Annotated in this window: 17 protein-coding genes, 1 pseudogene and 1 CRISPR repeat array; of the genes and pseudogenes, 13 read left to right on the top strand and 5 right to left on the bottom strand. The window is 69.2% G+C overall.

What is annotated here, in order from left to right; genetic code table 11:
* Position 1: 1 nt before the first annotated feature.
* A complete protein-coding gene (locus AB0M67_RS09230; RefSeq protein WP_365744483.1) occupies positions 2-316 on the top strand; it encodes a Rieske 2Fe-2S domain-containing protein in 315 nt (104 codons plus the stop codon).
* Positions 317-831: 515 nt separating this feature from the next.
* Here AB0M67_RS09230 and AB0M67_RS09225 read toward each other — a convergent pair.
* Positions 832-1251, bottom strand: a complete 420-nt coding sequence (locus AB0M67_RS09225; protein ID WP_365744239.1) for a MarR family winged helix-turn-helix transcriptional regulator — start codon at positions 1249-1251, stop codon at positions 832-834.
* 102 nt (positions 1252-1353) lie between these two features.
* Between AB0M67_RS09225 and AB0M67_RS09220 the strand changes: the two genes are divergently transcribed.
* The 5 genes from AB0M67_RS09220 to AB0M67_RS09200 all read left to right on the top strand — a co-directional run bounded on the left by AB0M67_RS09220 (position 1354) and on the right by AB0M67_RS09200 (position 7335).
* Positions 1354-2220, top strand: coding sequence for an SDR family NAD(P)-dependent oxidoreductase (locus tag AB0M67_RS09220; protein WP_365744237.1), 867 nt, complete (start codon positions 1354-1356; stop codon positions 2218-2220).
* 249 nt (positions 2221-2469) lie between these two features.
* On the top strand, positions 2470-4704 hold the full coding sequence (locus tag AB0M67_RS09215) for an MMPL family transporter (RefSeq protein WP_365744235.1): 2235 nt from the start codon (positions 2470-2472) through the stop codon (positions 4702-4704).
* A gap of 224 nt (positions 4705-4928) precedes the next feature.
* Complete coding sequence (locus AB0M67_RS09210; protein WP_365744233.1) at positions 4929-5411, top strand: ATP-binding protein; 483 nt, start codon at positions 4929-4931, stop codon at positions 5409-5411.
* On the top strand, positions 5408-6061 hold the full coding sequence (locus tag AB0M67_RS09205) for a response regulator transcription factor (protein WP_365744231.1): 654 nt from the start codon (positions 5408-5410) through the stop codon (positions 6059-6061). The genes AB0M67_RS09210 and AB0M67_RS09205 overlap by 4 nt, the downstream gene beginning before the upstream one ends.
* The gene (locus tag AB0M67_RS09200; RefSeq protein WP_365744229.1) at positions 6058-7335 is read left to right on the top strand and encodes a metallophosphoesterase; all 1278 of its coding nucleotides are present in this window, start codon (positions 6058-6060) and stop codon (positions 7333-7335) included. Before AB0M67_RS09205 ends, AB0M67_RS09200 begins: the two co-directional genes overlap by 4 nt.
* Positions 7336-7792: 457 nt before the next feature.
* On the opposite strand, the gene AB0M67_RS09195 is transcribed toward AB0M67_RS09200, so the two are convergent.
* The 4 genes from AB0M67_RS09195 to AB0M67_RS09180 form a co-directional block, all read right to left on the bottom strand.
* Entirely contained in the window at positions 7793-8194 is a 402-nt protein-coding gene (locus tag AB0M67_RS09195; RefSeq protein ID WP_365744227.1) for a DUF6415 family natural product biosynthesis protein, read from the bottom strand.
* Entirely contained in the window at positions 8191-8673 is a 483-nt protein-coding gene (locus tag AB0M67_RS09190; RefSeq protein ID WP_365744225.1) for a hypothetical protein, read from the bottom strand. The genes AB0M67_RS09195 and AB0M67_RS09190 overlap by 4 nt, the downstream gene beginning before the upstream one ends.
* 150 nt (positions 8674-8823) lie before the next feature.
* A complete protein-coding gene (locus AB0M67_RS09185; protein ID WP_365744224.1) occupies positions 8824-10035 on the bottom strand; it encodes a helix-turn-helix transcriptional regulator in 1212 nt (403 codons plus the stop codon).
* Positions 10036-10600: 565 nt separating this feature from the next.
* Positions 10601-11530: a LysR family transcriptional regulator gene (locus tag AB0M67_RS09180; RefSeq protein WP_365744222.1), complete on the bottom strand. Its 930-nt coding sequence runs from the start codon at positions 11528-11530 to the stop codon at positions 10601-10603.
* Positions 11531-11644: 114 nt separating this feature from the next.
* Between AB0M67_RS09180 and AB0M67_RS09175 the strand changes: the two genes are divergently transcribed.
* From AB0M67_RS09175 to cas2e, 7 genes and pseudogenes are all read left to right on the top strand, one after another.
* Positions 11645-12172: a DapH/DapD/GlmU-related protein gene (locus AB0M67_RS09175; protein WP_365744481.1), complete on the top strand. Its 528-nt coding sequence runs from the start codon at positions 11645-11647 to the stop codon at positions 12170-12172.
* Positions 12173-12218: 46 nt separating this feature from the next.
* Entirely contained in the window at positions 12219-12539 is a 321-nt protein-coding gene (locus tag AB0M67_RS09170) for a type I-E CRISPR-associated protein Cas7/Cse4/CasC (protein ID WP_365744479.1), read from the top strand.
* Complete coding sequence (cas5e, locus tag AB0M67_RS09165; RefSeq protein ID WP_365744220.1) at positions 12536-13297, top strand: type I-E CRISPR-associated protein Cas5/CasD; 762 nt, start codon at positions 12536-12538, stop codon at positions 13295-13297. Before AB0M67_RS09170 ends, cas5e begins: the two co-directional genes overlap by 4 nt.
* Positions 13297-13455: a hypothetical protein gene (locus tag AB0M67_RS09160; RefSeq protein ID WP_365744218.1), complete on the top strand. Its 159-nt coding sequence runs from the start codon at positions 13297-13299 to the stop codon at positions 13453-13455. Before cas5e ends, AB0M67_RS09160 begins: the two co-directional genes overlap by 1 nt.
* Entirely contained in the window at positions 13440-14084 is a 645-nt protein-coding gene (gene cas6e, locus AB0M67_RS09155) for a type I-E CRISPR-associated protein Cas6/Cse3/CasE (protein ID WP_365744217.1), read from the top strand. Before AB0M67_RS09160 ends, cas6e begins: the two co-directional genes overlap by 16 nt.
* A gap of 3 nt (positions 14085-14087) precedes the next feature.
* Positions 14088-15064, top strand: a pseudogene (cas1e, locus tag AB0M67_RS09150) (type I-E CRISPR-associated endonuclease Cas1e).
* A complete protein-coding gene (gene cas2e / locus AB0M67_RS09145; RefSeq protein ID WP_365744215.1) occupies positions 15061-15423 on the top strand; it encodes a type I-E CRISPR-associated endoribonuclease Cas2e in 363 nt (120 codons plus the stop codon). The pseudogene cas1e and the gene cas2e overlap by 4 nt, the downstream one beginning before the upstream one ends.
* 147 nt (positions 15424-15570) lie before the next feature.
* Positions 15571-17311: a CRISPR direct-repeat array (repeat unit 29 nt; unit sequence GTGGTCCCCGCGCGTGCGGGGTTGGTCCC).
* Positions 17312-17636: the final 325 nt, after the last annotated feature.

Raw genomic sequence — 17636 nt, 5'->3', positions numbered from 1 at the left:
CCTGCGCTGTCCGCGCTGTCCGCGCTGCCTGCGCTTTCCGGCCGACCAGGGCCTGTCCGGGCATCCCGGCATCCCGGCATCCCGGCGAACTCGCCCACTCGGACGGCACGAACACGATCCGACGCGGGCAACCAGTGGAAAGGTCGTCCGACGGCAGTTCATGGGCGAGGATCTGGTTGCCTACCGTACGCGTGAGGGCATCGTGCGAGTGGTGGACCCGTATTGCCCGCACTTGGGAGCCCATCTCGGCTTCGGAGGTTTGGTGGACGGCGAGAATATCGTCTGCCCCTTCCACCACTTCGCTTACGAATTTTGACAGGGAAATGTGTCCGAACTGGCGATGGGTCGAACCCGCCTCGGGCTTCCCTGAACCTCCGGGCGTCACGCGAGGTCAACCGGTCGGTCCGCCAGGGTCCGAAAGCCTCGGCGGGGACAAGATCAAGGCGTGGGAAACGATCTCCGGGCCGTAGCGGGGCGGGTGACCTATATCCGCCGCTGACGCTGACGCTGATCAACCGACCACACCGTCACGACCCCCGCGTGCGCTATGCCATCAGGCGACGCGGAAAGTACGGTGGCAACCAACGAAGACACCCATCCCAGACACCCTCTTAAAGCGAAGAAGTGCCTAATGCCGGAATCCACGAAAGTAAGTAAAACCAGGCACTGAGACAGGCGAAACCCCAGGTCGCCGCCTGTGATCCCCGCGCACGCGGGGTTGGTCCCCTTCGCCACGTCCGCGAGGGCGGGTTGATGTCCGGCGGTATGCGGTCGAGCTGCGGCCCGAGTACGCGGCGTAAGGATGCGCGGCACGGGGCACCGCATGACGCGTCAGTCGGCCTCGTCGCCTGCCAGGGTGGCCCCCACATGCGTGAGCAGCGCGTCGAAGCATGCCAGCTGCTGCGGTGTCAGCGAGCCGAAGAGCTGACGAAGCACGCGAGTTCCCGCCTCTTCCGCGGCCGCCAGGGTCGTGCGCCCCGTAGTGGTCAGCTCGACGGTTTTGCGGCGGCGGTCCTCAGGGTGGCCGGTCCGGCTGACCAGGTCGAGGCGTTCCAGGCTCTCCAGAATCTGGGTTACGGAGCGCGGTGCCTGCCCGAGGACGGCGGCGAGTTCGGCCTGGTGCAGCGCGCCGCGGCCGGCCAGTGCCTGGAGGACCTTGGCGCGGGACAGAGACAGTCCCGCGGTCGCCGTCATGTGCTGGTCGACCTGTTCACGCAGGGTGTGGGCGAGAGTGAGGAAGGACAGTCCCACCTGCTCCGGCGTACTGGCTGTACCTGTTGCTCTGTGCTGCTCCATGGTTCAGGTATTCTCCCATAACGCAATCATGAGGTACCTCACGAAAAGAGTCGCGGGATGGACCGCCCCATTGCCCTGATCACCGGAGCCACCTCCGGACTGGGCCGCATCGCCGCCTTCGAGCTGGCCCGGCTGGGCTACCGCATCGGCACTGTGGCTCGCTCCCGCAGCAAGGCGGAAGCCCTCGTCAACGAGCTCAGGGCCGTGACCGACGGGCCCGTCGATGTCTTCCATGGAGATCTCGGCCTGATCTCCGACGCGCGCCGCCTGGGCGAGGAGATCGCCGCGCACTATCCGCGCTTGGACGTCCTGGTCAACAACGCCGGCCTGCACGCCTTCGCGCAGCGCATCACCGCCGAAGGTTTCGCGGAGATGACCGCCGTGAACTACCTGGGCCCGTTCGTGCTCACCGAAGCGCTGAAGGGCAAGCTCGGCGCTTCGGCGCCGGCCCGGGTCGTCAACGTCGCCTCCGAGGCCGCCCGGCAGGCGAAGACCATCGCGCCGGCGGCGGACCTGCGTCGTACGGACGCCTACACCCGCCGGGAGTCGATGCCTCTGTACGGGCGCACGAAGCTGATGACGATCATGTGGACGCAGGAGCTCGCCCGACGCCTGGATCCGAACAACATCACGGTCAACTGCTGCGATCCCGGCTTCAATGCCACCGGTCTGGGCCGGGACCTGCCCGGCTCCGCTGTCCTGCAGCGTGTGCTGAACGCTCTGAAGATCGGTGATCCGAGCAAGGGCGCCGGCATCATCGTGCGGCTCGCCACCGACCCGGCGCTCGCCGGGACGAGCGGCGGCTACCTCTCCGTGCGTGATGCCCGCCCGCTGGAGTGTCCCGAACCCGGCCGGGCCCCGCTCGTGCAGAACGAGCTGTGGGAGGAGACCATGGCGCTCCTCGCTGACCACGCGGTCGACTGAGACCTGAGCCGTCCGTCGTGAGACCTGAGCCGTCCGTCGTGAGACCTGAGTCGTCCGTCGGAAGAAGGGCGGCGACCGGTACCGGACGACCGGTACCGGAGTACCGCCCCGGGCGCACATTCGTCCTCGCGCAGCTCATTTCAGCCGCACCCGGCTCCTACGTCTGTCCGCAGTGCCTGTCCGGCCTGCCCCTTACATCCTTTCTGCACATCCTTCCTTCCCTCCTTCCTTCCTGCGGGAGTAGCTTTCGTGGCCACTTTTCTCTACCGGCTCGGCCGGTTCGCCTTCCGGCGGCGCCGACTGGTGCTGCTGGCGTGGATCGCGGTGCTCGTCGCCGCGGGCATCGGCGTCAGCAGTGTGTCCGGCACGACGACGGACGACTTCACCCTTCCTGGCACCCAGTCACAGCAGGCCATCGATCTGTTGGAGAAGGAGTTCCCCCAGGCATCGGCCTCCGGTGCCACGGCCCGTGTGGTCATCGAGGCCGCGGACGGGCAGAAGGTGGCCTCCGCCGCGCACAGGCCGCAGGTGGAGTCCCTGATCGCCGACCTGCGGAAGGCGCCGCAGGTGGCGAGCGTCACTGATCCCTTCACTGCCGGCCTGGTCAGCTCCTCGGGCGGCATCGCCTACGCCCAGGTGACCTACACCGTTCCCCAGGCCGACATCATTCCTGCCGCGTCGGACGCCCTGCATGACGTGGTGGACCGGGGCGGGAAGGCGGGCTTGAACGTCAGCCTGGGCGGCAACGCGGTGCTGGCGGAGGAGCAGAGCAATGCCGCGGAGCTGATCGGTTTGCTGGTCGCCGCCTTCGTCCTGGTGATCACTTTCGGTTCGCCGGTCGCGGCCGGGCTGCCGCTGCTGTCCGCGATCGTCGGCGTCGGGGTGGCCCTGTGTGCCATCACCGTCGCGTCGTCGTTCGTCGACATGGCCTCCAACGCGCCGATCCTCGCGCTCATGCTGGGCCTGGCGGTGGCGATCGACTATGCCTTGTTCATCGTCTCCCGCTACCGCACGGAGCTTCAGGCGGGGCATCCCCCCGAGGAAGCCGCCGGCCGTGCCCTGGGCACCGCGGGCTCAGCCGTGGTGTTCGCGGGCCTGACCGTCATCATCGCGCTGGCGGGGTTGAGCGTCATCGGGATCGCGATGCTCACCACCATGGGTCTGGCCGCAGCCTTCGCGATCACCGTCGCCGTGCTGGTCGCGCTCACCCTGCTGCCGGCCACGCTGGGCTTCACCGGCACCCGCGTGGCCGACGGGCGCCTGACCACGCGGCGCATGCGCGCCGCGCAGCGCGGCAGGCGCGTCACGATGGGCGTGCGCTGGGGCCGCTTCGTCACCCGGCACCCCTGGAAGATGCTGCTGGCCTCCGTCGTCGGTCTGGGTGTGCTGGCCATACCCGCGCTGTCGCTGCGGCTGACGCTGCCGGACGACAGCATGGCGGCTCCCGGCAGTACACAGCGAGTGGCCTCCGACACCCTGAGCAAGGGCTTCGGGCCGGGCTTCAACGGCCCGCTGACCGTCGTCGTCGACGCGCGCGGCGGTGCCGACGCGAAGACGGCGGCAACGGAGACCGCCGCCATGCTGGACGGTCTTGAGGACATCGTCACCGTGCGGCCTGCCGTGTTCAACGAGGCCGGTGACGTGGCCCTGCTCACCGCGGTGCCACGCAGCTCGCCCACCAGTCAGGAAACGGTCGACCTGGTCGCCGACATACGTGACCGCGGTGCCACGGTGGAGGAGGACAGCGGCGCGCGCCTCATGGTGACCGGCACGACCGCCGTCAACATCGATGTCTCCGCCAAGCTGGGCGAGGCGATGGCGCCCTATCTGGCCATCGTCGTCGGTCTGGCACTGGTCCTGCTGCTGCTGGTGTTCCGGTCGGTGCTGGTCCCGCTGAAGGCCGCAGCGGGCTTTCTGCTCAGCGTGGTCGCCACCCTCGGCGTGCTGGTGGCGGTGTTCCAGTGGGGCTGGCTGAAGGACGTCTTCGGCGTGGATGAGACCGCGCCTATCGTCAGTCTGTTGCCGATCCTGCTGATCGGTGTCGTCTTTGGCCTGGCCATGGACTACGAGGTATTTCTCGTCTCGGGGATGCGCGAAGCCCACGTCCACGGCGCCGGCCCCACCGAGGCGATCGTCACCGGCTTCCGGCACGGCGCCCGCGTGGTCACCGCCGCCGCCGTCATCATGATCTCGGTCTTCGCCGGCTTCCTCCTCGACGACGTCGCCCTGGTGAAGTCCATCGGCATGGGCCTGGCGACCGCGGTCCTCTTCGACGCCTTCGTCGTCCGCATGACCCTCGTGCCCGCGGTGATGACCCTGCTCGGCAAGCGGGCCTGGGCACTTCCCCGCCGGCTCGACCGCCTGCTGCCCAACGTGGACGTCGAGGGCGAGAAACTGCGTCACGCCCTGGCCGAACGCGACCGTCAGGTCTCCGTTCCCACGCCGTCCGACCGGGAGCCGACGGCACCCGCTCCCCTGGGATAGGCACGCCCGGTACACCTCGACCCCGCCCGCCGGCCCGCCGTGACCACCTGCGCGGGCCTGGCCCTCACCGGGCACCTGTCGAAGGCTTACGTCGTGGCCCTGGAGACCGAGCGGAACCTGGAGACCGAGCGGAACCAGGAGACCGAGCGGGACCAGCCGAAACGCTCGGCCTCATCGGCGACAGCGACCGCGAGGCCCTTGCCGAACTACTCCGCCTTCTCACGGTGATCGATGCTCCCGCGACGCAGAGCCGCACCACCCCGTTGTCCCCGCAGCCAACACTTCAGGACCTGCCCGCGGTGCTCCCTCGCGTACGGGCCGCCGGCCCGACCGCCGATCTGCGTACTGACGGGGACCTGGCTCCGCTCAGTTCGGGCCTCCGGCTCGCCGTCTACCGCATCGTGCAGATCGTGCGGGAGACCCTGACCAACACCCTCAAGCACGCGGCGGCGGACACCACGGTCTTCGTCAACCTGCACCGGGACGGGGAGGCGGTCCATGTCACGGTGCGAGACGCCGGCCCGCCGCGCGCGGCCGGCAGTGAACGGCGTGGCGGGCAGGGCCTGATCGGGATGCGCCGGCGCGCCGCCCTCTACCGGGGCCATATCAATGGCGGCCCGACCACCGCGGGTGGCCGGCAGGTCCACACCGTCCTCAGCACCTCATCCACTCTTTCCACCGTCGTCACGGAGAAGCACCACATATGACCACCGTTCTCATCGTCGACGACCAAACCTTGCAGCACCTGGGCTTGCGCATGCTGCTCAAAGCGCAGCCGGACATGTCCGTGGTCGGCGGAGCCGCCCACGGACAGGAGGCGGTCCGGCTGACCGCCGGGCTCCGCCCCGACGTCGTCCTGATGGATGTCCGGATGCCCGGCCTCGACGGCATCGACGGCATCGAGGCCACTCGGCGCATCGTCGCGGCAGGCGACCGTTCCCGGGTCCTGGTCTTGGTCCTGGTCCTGGTCCTGGTCTTGGTCCTGGTCCTGGCCACCTTCGACCTCGACGAGTACGCCTACGAAGCCCTGCGAGCCGGCGCTGACGGCTTCTTCCTGAAAGACGCGCGACCTGAGGAACTCGTCGTCGGCATCCGGGCGGTGGCGGCCGGAGACCGCGTCACCTCACCGAGCCTGCCCCGCGGACTCATCGACGTCTTCACCACCTCGCACTCCCCGCACAGGTTCGGCTCCCCCTCGGGCAGCCGGGAGCGGCTACGTCAACTGGCCGACCTGACCGACCGGGAAGGCGAAGTCCTCACTGCCCTCGCGGCCATGCCCCGAATCACCGCCCCCACCAGCCGCGGCAGACGGTTCGCCCACAGTTCGCTCCTACCGACGAAGAAGGCAGTGGCATGAGCACCCTCGCACAGGAAGCCACCGTCGCCGCGACGAGCATCGTCGTCTCGGCCGCCGGACACCGCTACCTCTACCTGCGGCTCGTCAAAAACGTCACGGCATCCACCCGGCTGCGCCGTGCCGGACAGGCCGCGGCGGCGGCTCTCACCGTCCTGGTCCCCACAGGGGTTCTCGCCGCCCAGAACACCAACCCGGCGCACCTCGCCTGGCTGGCCTGGCCGACGTTCGTCTGGGTCGCCGTCGCCGCCTACCTCATGATGATCCTCGTCGTCCTGGAGATTCCGGTACGCCTCTCGTCGCGTGCGCTGCGGCGGCGCACCGGGTCCGGCCCCGCAGCCCCTTCGCGGGCCCCTCGAACACCGGTCATCCACCAAGCGCGGTCCGCCGGCGCTCCCGGCCCGGACCGTACCTGTCCTCAGCCTGTCGAGGACACAATGCGGATGGTGGACCGTCGTCTCGTTCTGACCCGCTCGGTCGCGCTGCTCGCCACCGGTACCGCCGTGGCCACCACCAGCTATGGCTTCCGCCGCGGGCTGGGAGCACCAGACGTGAAGACCGTGCCGGTGGCGCTGCGCCAACTCCACCCCTCACTCGACGGCATGCGTATCACCATGGCCAGCGACCTCCACCTCGGGCCGTTCTTCGGACGCACCCACACCACACGCATGGTGCGCATGATCAACGACACGGTTCCCGACCTCGTCGCCATCGTGGGAGATCTCTCCGACGGCAGTGCCGAAGACCTGGCCGCGCACGCGGAACCGTTGACCCGCCTGACCTCGACCCATGGCACCTTCTTCGTCACAGGCAACCACGACTACCGCCACGACATCGACACCTGGATCGACACGCTCGCCGACTTCCGCGTCACCACCCTGCGCAACACCCGCTCACTGATCAAGCACCGCGGCGGAACCCTCGATCTCGCGGGCGTCACCGACATCGAGGGCAAACAGCATCACGACGCACCGGACTACGACACCGCCCTCGGCGATCGCGACCCCTCTCACCCTGTCGTCCTGCTCGCACACCAGCCGGTCCAGGTGCATGAAGCAGCCCGGCACAACGTCGATCTCCAACTGTCCGGCCACACACACGGCGGCGCCTTCTTCCCCGGCAACCTGATCGTCCCGCTGACCCAGCCCGTCACCGCGGGACTAGCCACCATCGACCGCACACAGCTCTACGTCTCCCGCGGCGTCGGAGCTTCCCTCCCGCCCATCAGGGTCGGAGCGCCACCCGACATCACGGTGATCGAACTACGCAGGGTGTGAGGGGCCGAATGCTGGAGGCGGCCCTCGGGCGGGACGAGGATCGGCTGCCGCTCACGCAACTCCGGCGCGTGCTCACGCGCTTCCAAGTCCTCCCACCCCGCCACCGGCCGGTGAGCGGTGGGCGTTCCGCCATCACCGACCCGGAACAGCCGCCGCTCGTAAGCCACTTCACTCCCTCAGCCGCAACACGACATGAGGCAACACGGCGTATGTCTACAGAACACCGCTCCCCGCGCACGCGGGGTTGGTCCCGTCGACACGATGCGCCGCGAGTGGTCGACGCCGTGGTCCCTGCGCACGCGGGGTTGGTCCCAAGAGGGCCCCCGGGCTGACGCCCAGTCGCCAGGGCCCCTCAACGCTGCCCGCCAACGGGGTGCGGCAGGCAGGGAGACATGGGGGTGCCCGGCGCCCACGTACGGCCGGACCGGGCTCCGCAGGGCGGCGGCGAGCAGCAGAGTCAGTTGCCCCTCACAGGGCCCGCACACGTACAGCATCGTGCCGACTCCGATCCGGCATGGTTCCTGCCGTAGCGCTCCAGGAGCCAGGCGCAGTCGATCGCGAGCAGCCGGACTTGGACGTGCGCGCCGAGCACCCCCGCCCCAAGGCCCTCGCCGATCTGGTTCTGGATTCTGTCGAGCCGCGCCGTGAGGCTGTACCAGGGAGTGTCGCCGCGCCACATCTGCTCGGCGTGCGCGCGGGCCGCAGGCAGCAGCGCTTCGATGTGGGCCTGGAGTTGGTCGGCGATATCCGTGAGATCGGCGAGGGTGCCGACGCTACGGCCGACAGCGTCGGCTTGGTCGATGGTTGCCCGCACAGCGCTGAGGTTGGGGGTCTGGCGGGTGTTCTCGTCAGCGGTCACCGGACTGTACCTTCCAGCCTCGTCCGCCCGACTCGGAGCAGCTCGGCCACGGCCGCAGCGGAACACAGCTTTCCCGCCTGCTCCACGGGGACGGCCCAGTACGGGGTGACCGGTGCCGGTTCCGTGCGGTCCGGCCGGGGGATCCCGAGCCAGGCACCCGGGCCGCGGACCAGGGCAGTCGCCGAGCGCCAGGTCTCGCACGTCCCGGGTGGTACTAACGCGTAGTACCAGGTGCCCGGTTGGCAGATCACCGGCCCGTCAAGAACCTCGGCCAGGACGCCGGCCACGACGTCCGGGGCGCGGCTCCCGGCCGCCGCGTGGACCAGCGTCAGCGGCATCCGTACCGCATCGTAGGGGTTGCCGGTGCGCAGCATCGCCGGTCGGCCGTCCTGCCACGCTTCGTGGGCGACAGCGGGGGCCTGGCTGGAAGACGTCAGCCATCGGATAATCGCGCTTTCGATGGCGGTCGGTGTGGGCATGGTCGGCTCCTGGGCTGCATGCGGTGCAGCACCGGCCGGTCCTGGCGGGGGACGGATGGCGCCGCCTCATGCAGATCACGCTAGGTAGCCGCGCGATCGGATCCCAGTGACGGGCTGTCCCACTTTCTGGATCAGGTAGGACGCTACGCCCTACCCGACCAGGCCGAGCCGATCGGCCAGCCCCAGAACAGCATCCCGCCGAGAGGCCCGCCCCCGCAGCTCTTCGACCAACCGGCGAGACGTGGAGTGGTAGCGCATCCACTCAGGTGCGTCCCCCTCCGCCAGCAGAAGCGCACTCTCGGAAGCACGGTCCTTGCCGAGATCGCTGTACGCCAAGGCGCGATCAACGTGGAACCGCGCACGCCAGGTAGGCGGCAAACTTGCGAGGTTCGGAATGCTGCGGGCGGCCCGGACCGCCTCGTCGCTCCGTTCCATCTCCACCAGGAAATTGACCTGCGCGATGCCCGCGTTCGTCGGCCCGAACGGTGTCGCGTAGACGTCGAGGTCCTCGCCCATGCTCTCGGCGGCCCCCTTCGCCATCCTCAGCAGCTGCTTCACTGCGTCGTGCTTCTCCTGCCGAACGGCGGCGGTGGCTGCGCGAAGCAGCAGTACGCCCCACAGAGCGAGGTCCTCAGGGCTGGAACGGAATCCGGGCTCAATCTGCTGCGCGCGTGCGAGCGCGATCTGCTCAGCGTCAGCCAGCCGCCCCTGTTTGGTGAATACCCACGACAGAGTCGAGGCGGACAGGGTCTCCAAGTTCGGGTCGTCGCACTGGCGGATCGCAACCAAGGAGCGTTCCATGGCAGTGAAAGCGGCATCCTCCTTGCCGAGCGCCGTCAGCGTGGTCGCGGCAACTTGGTAGGCCACAGCGAGAACGGAGTTCGCCGCTGCGGCATCGGCGCCCGTGTAGGCGTGGACCGCCAGTCGGGCGTCACGGATAAGTTGCGGAAGCAGTGCCCCGATCTCGCCCATCCGGCCCTCACGGCGAATGACTTCGGTCGACAGCAGAGAGTCTCGGAGCCCTGTGATGCTTGGCGGGTCCTCGGGGTCAAGGTCACCGCCGAGGATGTCCGCCACGGGGGAGACGGCCTGTCGCAGAGCGAGCACGGAAGGCAGGCTGTCCTCCGTCTCGCCGATCTCGAAGGTGGTTGGCTGCCCAACGAGATAACTCGGCTCGGTGTCAAGGGCCCGGGCCAGGGCGTTAATACTGGTGAGGCGTGCCGTATTGCGCCTGCCCTGCTCCAGTTTACGAATCACATCAACGGACAGATCGGAACTCGCGGACAGCTGTTCTTGCGTCATATTCCGCCGCAGCCGCAGTTCCGCGATCCGGTCACCCAGACTGGATTTGGGTGCGTTCATGGATACCCCCGCGGGAGAGTTGTGCATCCACGCTACTGCGGACGGTGACCCGATGCGGTTTGTCGTACTGGATACGGAGAGACGCCCGCTGTCCAGCCCGTGAAGGCCACGGCAGCGACAGCAGCGAGGACCTCATCGAGTTTCAGCTCGGTACGGTCAACCGACCGTTCTGGCCAGGTCCCGTACGGTCTCGGTGACCCCCGGCCCCGGGCCCTCGGTCCCGCCGGAGGTAGCTTTACCGTCAGGACCGCGCGAGGTGTTCCTCGCACACGCGGGGTTGGCCCCTCCTGGATCACCGTGAACGAGTACACGTCCGAGTGGTCCCCGCACACGCGGGGTTGGCCCCCTCGGCGACGGCAAGGACCCGTGGCCGGCCGCATGATCCCCGCGCACGCGGGGTTGGTCCCGGGCTGATCGCGGCCCTCACCCAGCTCGCCGAGTGGTCCCCGCGCACGCGGGGTTGGCCCCCAGCGCGGGTACAAGTGCATGTGGTCCCCGCGCCTGCGGGGGTGGTTCGACAGCTCAGCGCGGCTTCCAGGGCGTGTCTGTCAATTCGGTCGTCCGGTCAGCGGTCTACCCAGTCCGGCGCCCACACGTCGTGCGGCGTTCGCGGGCCTGCGGTGCGCAGATGGACGCGTAGCGCGGTCAGCACGGGGTGCTGGTCTCCGCTGCGGAACAGCAGCACGTGCGGGTAGACCGGGGTCGGGTCGTGCAACGGGATGCGCCGTAGGTCGTGGGTCTGGGGCCACAGGTACCGGTCCCCGCTGCCGACGAGGGTGGCCAGCGAGGCCGAGTCGGCCAGCGCGTCCATCAGGGCCTCGTCGCCGAAGTTGGGGCCGAGCGCGTCGATGCTCAGGCCGAAGGCCTTGGACAGCGCCTGGTAGAACGCCGCCCACTCCGTGCCCGGCCTGATCCCGGGGATCCAGATACGGTGGCCAGCCAGGTCCGCAGGACTGATCCAGGGCGCGTCAGCCAGCGGGTGGCGGGGTCCGACCAGGAGCTCCAGGGGTGCGTCCAGGAGTCGTTCGGCGCTGATCCCGGCCGGGACCTGGTCTGCCGGCAGGGCACGGAAAGACGCGTCGACGGTCCCTTCGAGCACCGCCTGGGCGGCCTGGGCGGCGTTCTCCTCGCTCAGCGTGACCGTGTCCAGGTCCGTCTCGGGGTGGGAGCGGTAGAACCGGTAGACGGCCTGGGCCGGGGAAATGCGCCGATTGAGGACATCGACGCGCAAGGGACGGCTGCCGGGGCGCACGGCGTGCTCGGCCTGCTCGATGGCCGCCAGGACCTTCTTGGCGTGCGGCAGGAAGACCTGCCCGTCCAGGCTCGGCCGGGAGCCTCGGGAGGTCCGCACCAGGAGCGTGACCTCGATGTGCCTCTCCAGGGCCGCGATCCGCTTGGAGACCGCCTGCTGACTGATCCCCAGCTTGTCGGCAGCAGCCTGGAACTGGCCGGTCTCGGCGACGGCCACGAACGTCCGCAGCGCTTCAATATCCACGCTTCCACTCTACTTCCACAACCATTGGTTGTGTCTGGTGTGGTGCAGGGTTGTTTGATCGAGTGTCCTGCGCGGTGGTGGGATAAGCGCATGTCTACCCGCACAGAGCAGGTCATGTATGTCAAGACACCTGAGTTCGCGCGTCATGCGGAGCGGATCGTGGAGGTGACCGATGCGACGTCTCGACTGAACGTGCTTCCGTTCAGCGACAGCGAAGGTCGCGCGAAACTACTTTCTGTTGTGTTCGGTCGTCCGCTGCCGGAGTCGGTGATGATCTACCCGCCGTTCTTTACCGAGTGCGGGCTCAACACGATGTTCGGGGAGAACGTCTTCGTCAACCAGGGATGCACCTTCATGGACAAGGGAGGCATCCGTATCGGCAACGGCGTCATGATCGCCCCAAAGGTCAGCCTCATCACCGGAGGCCATCCACTGCCCCTTGCCGAGCGCCGCGAGTACCTCTCCTTCGCCCCGATCGTCATCGAGGACGACGTCTGGATCGGGACGGCTGCCGTGATCACGCAGGGGGTGACCATCGGTGCCGGTGCGGTGGTCGCTGCCGGTGCGGTGGTCACTCGTGATGTCCCAGCCGGCACCGTGGTCGCGGGAGTACCCGCCCGGGTGATCAAGATGATCGACTGAGCCCGGCCAAGGACGGCGAAAGCGACGGAAGCGAGCCCGCTCCTGAATCCGCAAGCTCCGCTCCCGGCGCCCGATCAGCTTCGTAGCCGCGTTCGAGAAGCCGGTCACGGTGGGGGAGGAGGGCGGCTTCCTCCAACAGAGCTGCGAGCGGCTCGCGACGTACGTGCCTGAGCTGGAGAGCCAGTACGGGCTGACCGACGCCGGGCACGGGCAGAGCTGGGTGCTTCGGGTGGGTACGGAAACGACGGCGCTCTCCGGCCTGGGCACCGAGATGGCGCTGCCCGCGCTGGTAACGGCCGTGGGGGACGCCGTGGCCGCCAGGTTGGAGCTCAAGTCCGCCGACTCCACGTCGGAGCCCGAAGCATGAGCGTGCTGCTGCTGCGGCTCGCGGGCCCCCTTCAGGCGTGGGGGTCCGCGGCCCGTTTCACCCGCCGCACGACGGAGAACGCTCCAACGAAGAGTGGCGTCCTCGGCCTGCTCGCCGCGGCTCAGGGCCGTGCCCGGGACGCCGACCTCGCCGACCTTTCCGCACTGACGTTCGGCGTACGGATCGACCAGCCGGGTAGCCGGCTTCGCGATTTCCAGACCGCGCACCACGCGGACTCGGGCAAGGCCATGCCGCTGTCGGAGCGCTTCTACCTCGCGGACGCGGTGTTCGTGGCGGGGGTGGAGGGCACGCCGAGGTTCCTCAACGCACTGTACGAGGCGCTGCTGGATCCGGTGTTCCTGCCGTATCTCGGACGGCGCTCGTGTCCTCCCTCACAGCCGATCACGATGGCGGAGCCCCTGGACACCGGCCTGGAAGAGGCTCTGCGAGAAGCCCCCTGGCAGGCATCCGAGTGGTACCGGAATCAACGCGTCCGAGCTACCCGCCACGGGCCCGATTCCCGGCCCGGCCAGGAGCGGCTGGAGATCCTGCTCGACTGCGCGGCCGACGAGGCTCCGGACATCACGCTGCGCGACCTTCCGCTGAGTTACGACCCGCGCGACAGGCGGTACGGGCTGCGCGGCGTCCGTGGCGCCCAGATCCCGGTACCCACCGCACCGACACCCCCGCCACCGCCCCCGCCCCCGCCCCACGACCCGACCACCCTGCTCACGCCCGTCACATCGAGGACAACCTGATGTACCTCACCCGCTTTCGCGTCAACACCGGGCGATCCGACGCCCAGCGGCTGCTCAGCTCACCGCATCGCATCGCATCGCATCGCGTCGCATCGCATCGCGTCGCATCGCATCGCATCGCATTGCATCGCATTGCATTGCATTGCATGGTGCGGTGAACATGTCCTTTCCCGCGCTCCCGACCCGGGACGGTTCGGGCCCCCGCGTTCTGTGGCGCGTCGACCGCGACGCACCCGCCGAAACGCTGCTGTTCATCGTGAGCCCCACCCGACCCGATCTGACCCATCTGGTCGACCAGGCGGGCTGGCCGGCGGCGGACGGCCCCGGCTGGACGACCTTCGCGTACGACCGGTTCCTCACCGCGCTCGCCGAGGGGGACACCTGGGGATTCAGACTCACGGCGAACCCGGTTCACCACATCCACCACAAGCATGCGAAGGAGGGCGAACCCACCAAGCGTGCCGCGCACCAGACCCCGTTCCACCAGACGCGCTGGCTGCTGCAACGGCAGGAGCAGGCGGGGTTCGAGATTGTTCGGAAACCGGTGGAACGACAGCTCCTGGAGCGCGGCGACGAACACGAGCTGATCGTCCGTGACCAGCGCCCGTTGCAGTTCCGCAGGCCGCCGGCGAAGAGCGGCCGCGAGGACGTCCGCTTCACCAAGGTCACCTTCGACGGGCGGTTGCGCGTCACCGACCCGGAGGTCTTCCGCCGGACGCTCACCCATGGTCTGGGCAAGGCCAAGGCGTACGGCTGCGGTCTGATGACACTCGCCCCGGTGCGGTGACCGATGAGCACTGTCAGCCGCCGGGGCGCTTCATCTCCCCGTGAACTCACCGGATCGGCGACCGTCTCTCGTTCGTGTACCTGGAGCGGTGCACCGTGCACCGGGACTCCAACGCGATCACCGCCGAGGACGCGGACGGAGTGACGCACATTCCATCCGCCACCATCGGCACTCTCCTGCTCGGCCCGGGTACGCGCATCACTCACCAGGCCATGGCCGTCCTCGGTGATTCCGGCGCGGGCGTCGCCTGGGTCGGTGAGCACGGAGTGCGCTACTACGCGGGCGGGCGGGCCTTGACCCGCTCCTCGGGCCTGGTCGAGGCCCAGGCCACCGCCTGGGCGAACCGCCGCACCCGGCTGGAAGTGGCCCGCGCGATGTACCGGCTGCGCTTCCCGGACGAGGACCCCGCCGGCCGTACCCGGCAGGAACTGCTCAGCATGGAAGGCCGCCGCCTCAAGGACTGCTACAAACGCGAGTCCGCCCGCACGGGCGTCCCCTGGCGCCGCCGCGGCTATCACCGCGACGACTTCTCGGCCGGTGACGCCCCCAACCAGGGCGTCACCGCGGCGGCCCAGTGCATGTACGGCATCGCCCACGCCGTCGTAGCGGCTCTGGGCTGCTCCCCGGGCCTGGGCTTCGTCCACTCCGGCCACGAAAGGTCGTTCGTCCTGGACGTGGCGGACTTCTACAAGACCGATGTGGCCATCCCAGCGGCCTTCGACGCGGCGGCCGAGGGCGAAGAGGACGTCGCGGCGCGAACCCGCAGGCTGCTCCGGGACCGCATCAACGAGACGGGCCTGCTCGACCGCTGCGTCCGGGACATCAAGAACCTGCTCGGCTACGACGGCACACGTGACACGGCCGACACGGCTGACACGGCTGACACGGCAGACACGCCTCAGGACCGTGTCACCCTCCAGTCCGACGGCGACGTCCATGTCGAAAGCGGCCGAAACCACGGCGACGAGGTCATCTGGTGACCGTCATCGTCCTCACCAACTGTCCGGTCGGCCTGAGGGGTTTCCTCACCCGCTGGCTCCTCGAAATCTCCCCGGGCGTATTCCTCGGCGCCCCCTCCACCCGCGTACGCGAAGCCCTGTGGAACGAGGTACGGCAATACGCGGGCCAGGGCCGCGCCCTGCTCGCCTATCAGACGAACAACGAGCAGGGCTACACATTCGAAACCCACGACCACGCCTGGCACCCGACGAACCACGAGGGCCTCACCCTCATCCACCGCCCCAACCCCGACGCGCCACGCGCTTCGCCACGGTCTACGGAAGTCCCACGGCAGGGCTGGAGCAAGGCGTCTAAGCGGAGGAGGTTCGGCGGCAGGTAGCCGGCCGGAGGGGAGAGAGCACCGCGCATGACGGGCCGGGAAGAGTTTCAGAGAGATTCCCATAGGAGAAGAAGGGGCGCTATGTCGGAAACTGAAGAAGTAAGCAAAAACAGGCACCTGCCCGCATAAACTCCCAGGTCAGCTGCTGTGGTCCCCGCGCGTGCGGGGTTGGTCCCTCGTGCACATCCGCGGCCTGGATGCACGAGCGGTGGTCCCCGCGCGTGCGGGGTTGGTCCCCCATGCGAGCACGACGAGGCCCGCGTCCTGCCGTGGTCCCCGCGCGTGCGGGGTTGGTCCCCGGCCACTCCCCTTCACCCGCCCGCTCGGCGCGTGGTCCCCGCGCGTGCGGGGTTGGTCCTGCCCGGCGTTGAAGGCACGTACAGCAGCATGGTGGTCCCCGCGCGTGCGGGGTTGGTCCCGCCACGTCAGCCTCCCGCCACCTGGATGAAGTGTGGTCCCCGCGCGTGCGGGGTTGGTCCCTTCTTGACCGTGCGGTCCCGCGGCTTCATCACGTGGTCCCCGCGCGTGCGGGGTTGGTCCCTTCTTGACCGTGCGGTCCCGCGGCTTCATCACGTGGTCCCCGCGCGTGCGGGGTTGGTCCCCAGGTGACTGGGTCCTCCCGCTACGCGGTGCCGTGGTCCCCGCGCGTGCGGGGTTGGTCCCAGCGCCTTGTAGATCATGCTGGGGATGCTGGTGTGGTCCCCGCGCGTGCGGGGTTGGTCCCACCGTCTTGTCGGGCATCTTGAGCATCTGGTCGTGGTCCCCGCGCGTGCGGGGTTGGTCCCGTTGCGGGATTGCAATACGTTGAGATTCGGGGGTGGTCCCCGCGCGTGCGGGGTTGGTCCCTGGGCGGTGTTGTTGTCCATGTGGATGTAGCCGTGGTCCCCGCGCGTGCGGGGTTGGTCCCTGGTCGATGGTCTCGGTGTAGCCGTACACGAGGTGGTCCCCGCGCGTGCGGGGTTGGTCCCGTGTGGCCGGGCAGACCGAGCCAGAACCGTTCGTGGTCCCCGCGCGTGCGGGGTTGGTCCCTGGACACCCCGCCCCTGGTAATCGCCCATGCTGTGGTCCCCGCCCTTGCGGGGTTGGTCCCTGGCACGAGACCAAGTGCCCGTGCGGCATGACGTGGTCCCCGCGCCCGCGGGGTTGGTCCCTCCAGCTCAACACCCGGTTTCCGGGACTCCACGTGGCCCCCGCGCCCGCGGGGTTGGTCCCCACATCAGAGTGACCATGCCCTCAAGGAGCGGGTGGTTCCCGCGCCTGCGGGGTTGGTCCCCTGCTGCGGACCCCAAGTCCGCGATGGAGCAGGTGGTCCCCGCGCGTGCGGGGTTGGTCCCGGGCTGTTCAGCGCGTCGGAGTGGAACACAACGTGGTCCCCGCGCCCGCAGGGTTGGTCCCGAGCGCCGTATCGCGCAACAGCTGCGCCAGCGGTGGTCCCCGCGCGTGCGGGGTTGGTCCCTCCTACGACCGGTATCCAACGACCGAATGGGCGCGGTCCCCGCGCGTGCGGGGTTGATCCCCGGCCGGGTGGGCTTCTCCCGGTGGGCGACGCTGTGGTCCCCGCGTCCGCGGGGTTGGTCCCAGGCCGCGGCCCGTCTCGTCCACGTCGTCCGCGTGGTCCCCGCGCCTGCGGGGTTGGTCCCCGGTTCGCCACCTCGGCGCAGGACGTGCGGGTGTGGTCCCCGCGCCTGCGGGGTTGGTCCCCTGGTCCGCCTACTACCGGTAGGTCAGCCCTCGTGGTCCCCGCGCGTGCGGGGTTGGTCCCTTGCTGACGTCCAGCAGTGCCGAAACGGGGGCGTCGGTGGTCCCCGCGCATGCGAGGTTGGTCCCGGGCCGAACGCGGACGCGCTCACGTCAAGGTCGTGGTCCCCGCGCGTGCGGGGTTGGCGATGCCTCGACGGCTCCCCGAGCGACACACGTACGCCCCGGCGACGACCGGCACCCAAGCCTGGCCTCTCAGATCGCTACCACAGTCGCGCCGGCTCGGGAGTTGGAGGAAGAAGCGCCGGCGAACACGCACGAACCGCACTCCACCACCCCTGAGCGGTTCGTCCGCCGCCGGGAGGGTGAGGAACCATGGCCTGTCGAGATCGCCACAGGGTTCATCCCCCGCCAGATCACGCAGTGCACCTGCGGCCGGGCACCGTGCCCGGCCTGCGGGATCGGCGGGGCTCTCCCCGACGTGCCCGGCGCCCACCTCCCCGGCGGCGGGATCT

The sequence above is a fragment of the Streptomyces sp. NPDC051662 genome (assembly GCF_040681655.1).
Taxonomy (GTDB): Bacteria; Actinomycetota; Actinomycetes; order Streptomycetales; family Streptomycetaceae; genus Streptomyces.
The sequence above is the reverse complement of the archived record's forward strand: the minus strand, read 5'-3'. Positions and strand labels throughout refer to the sequence as shown.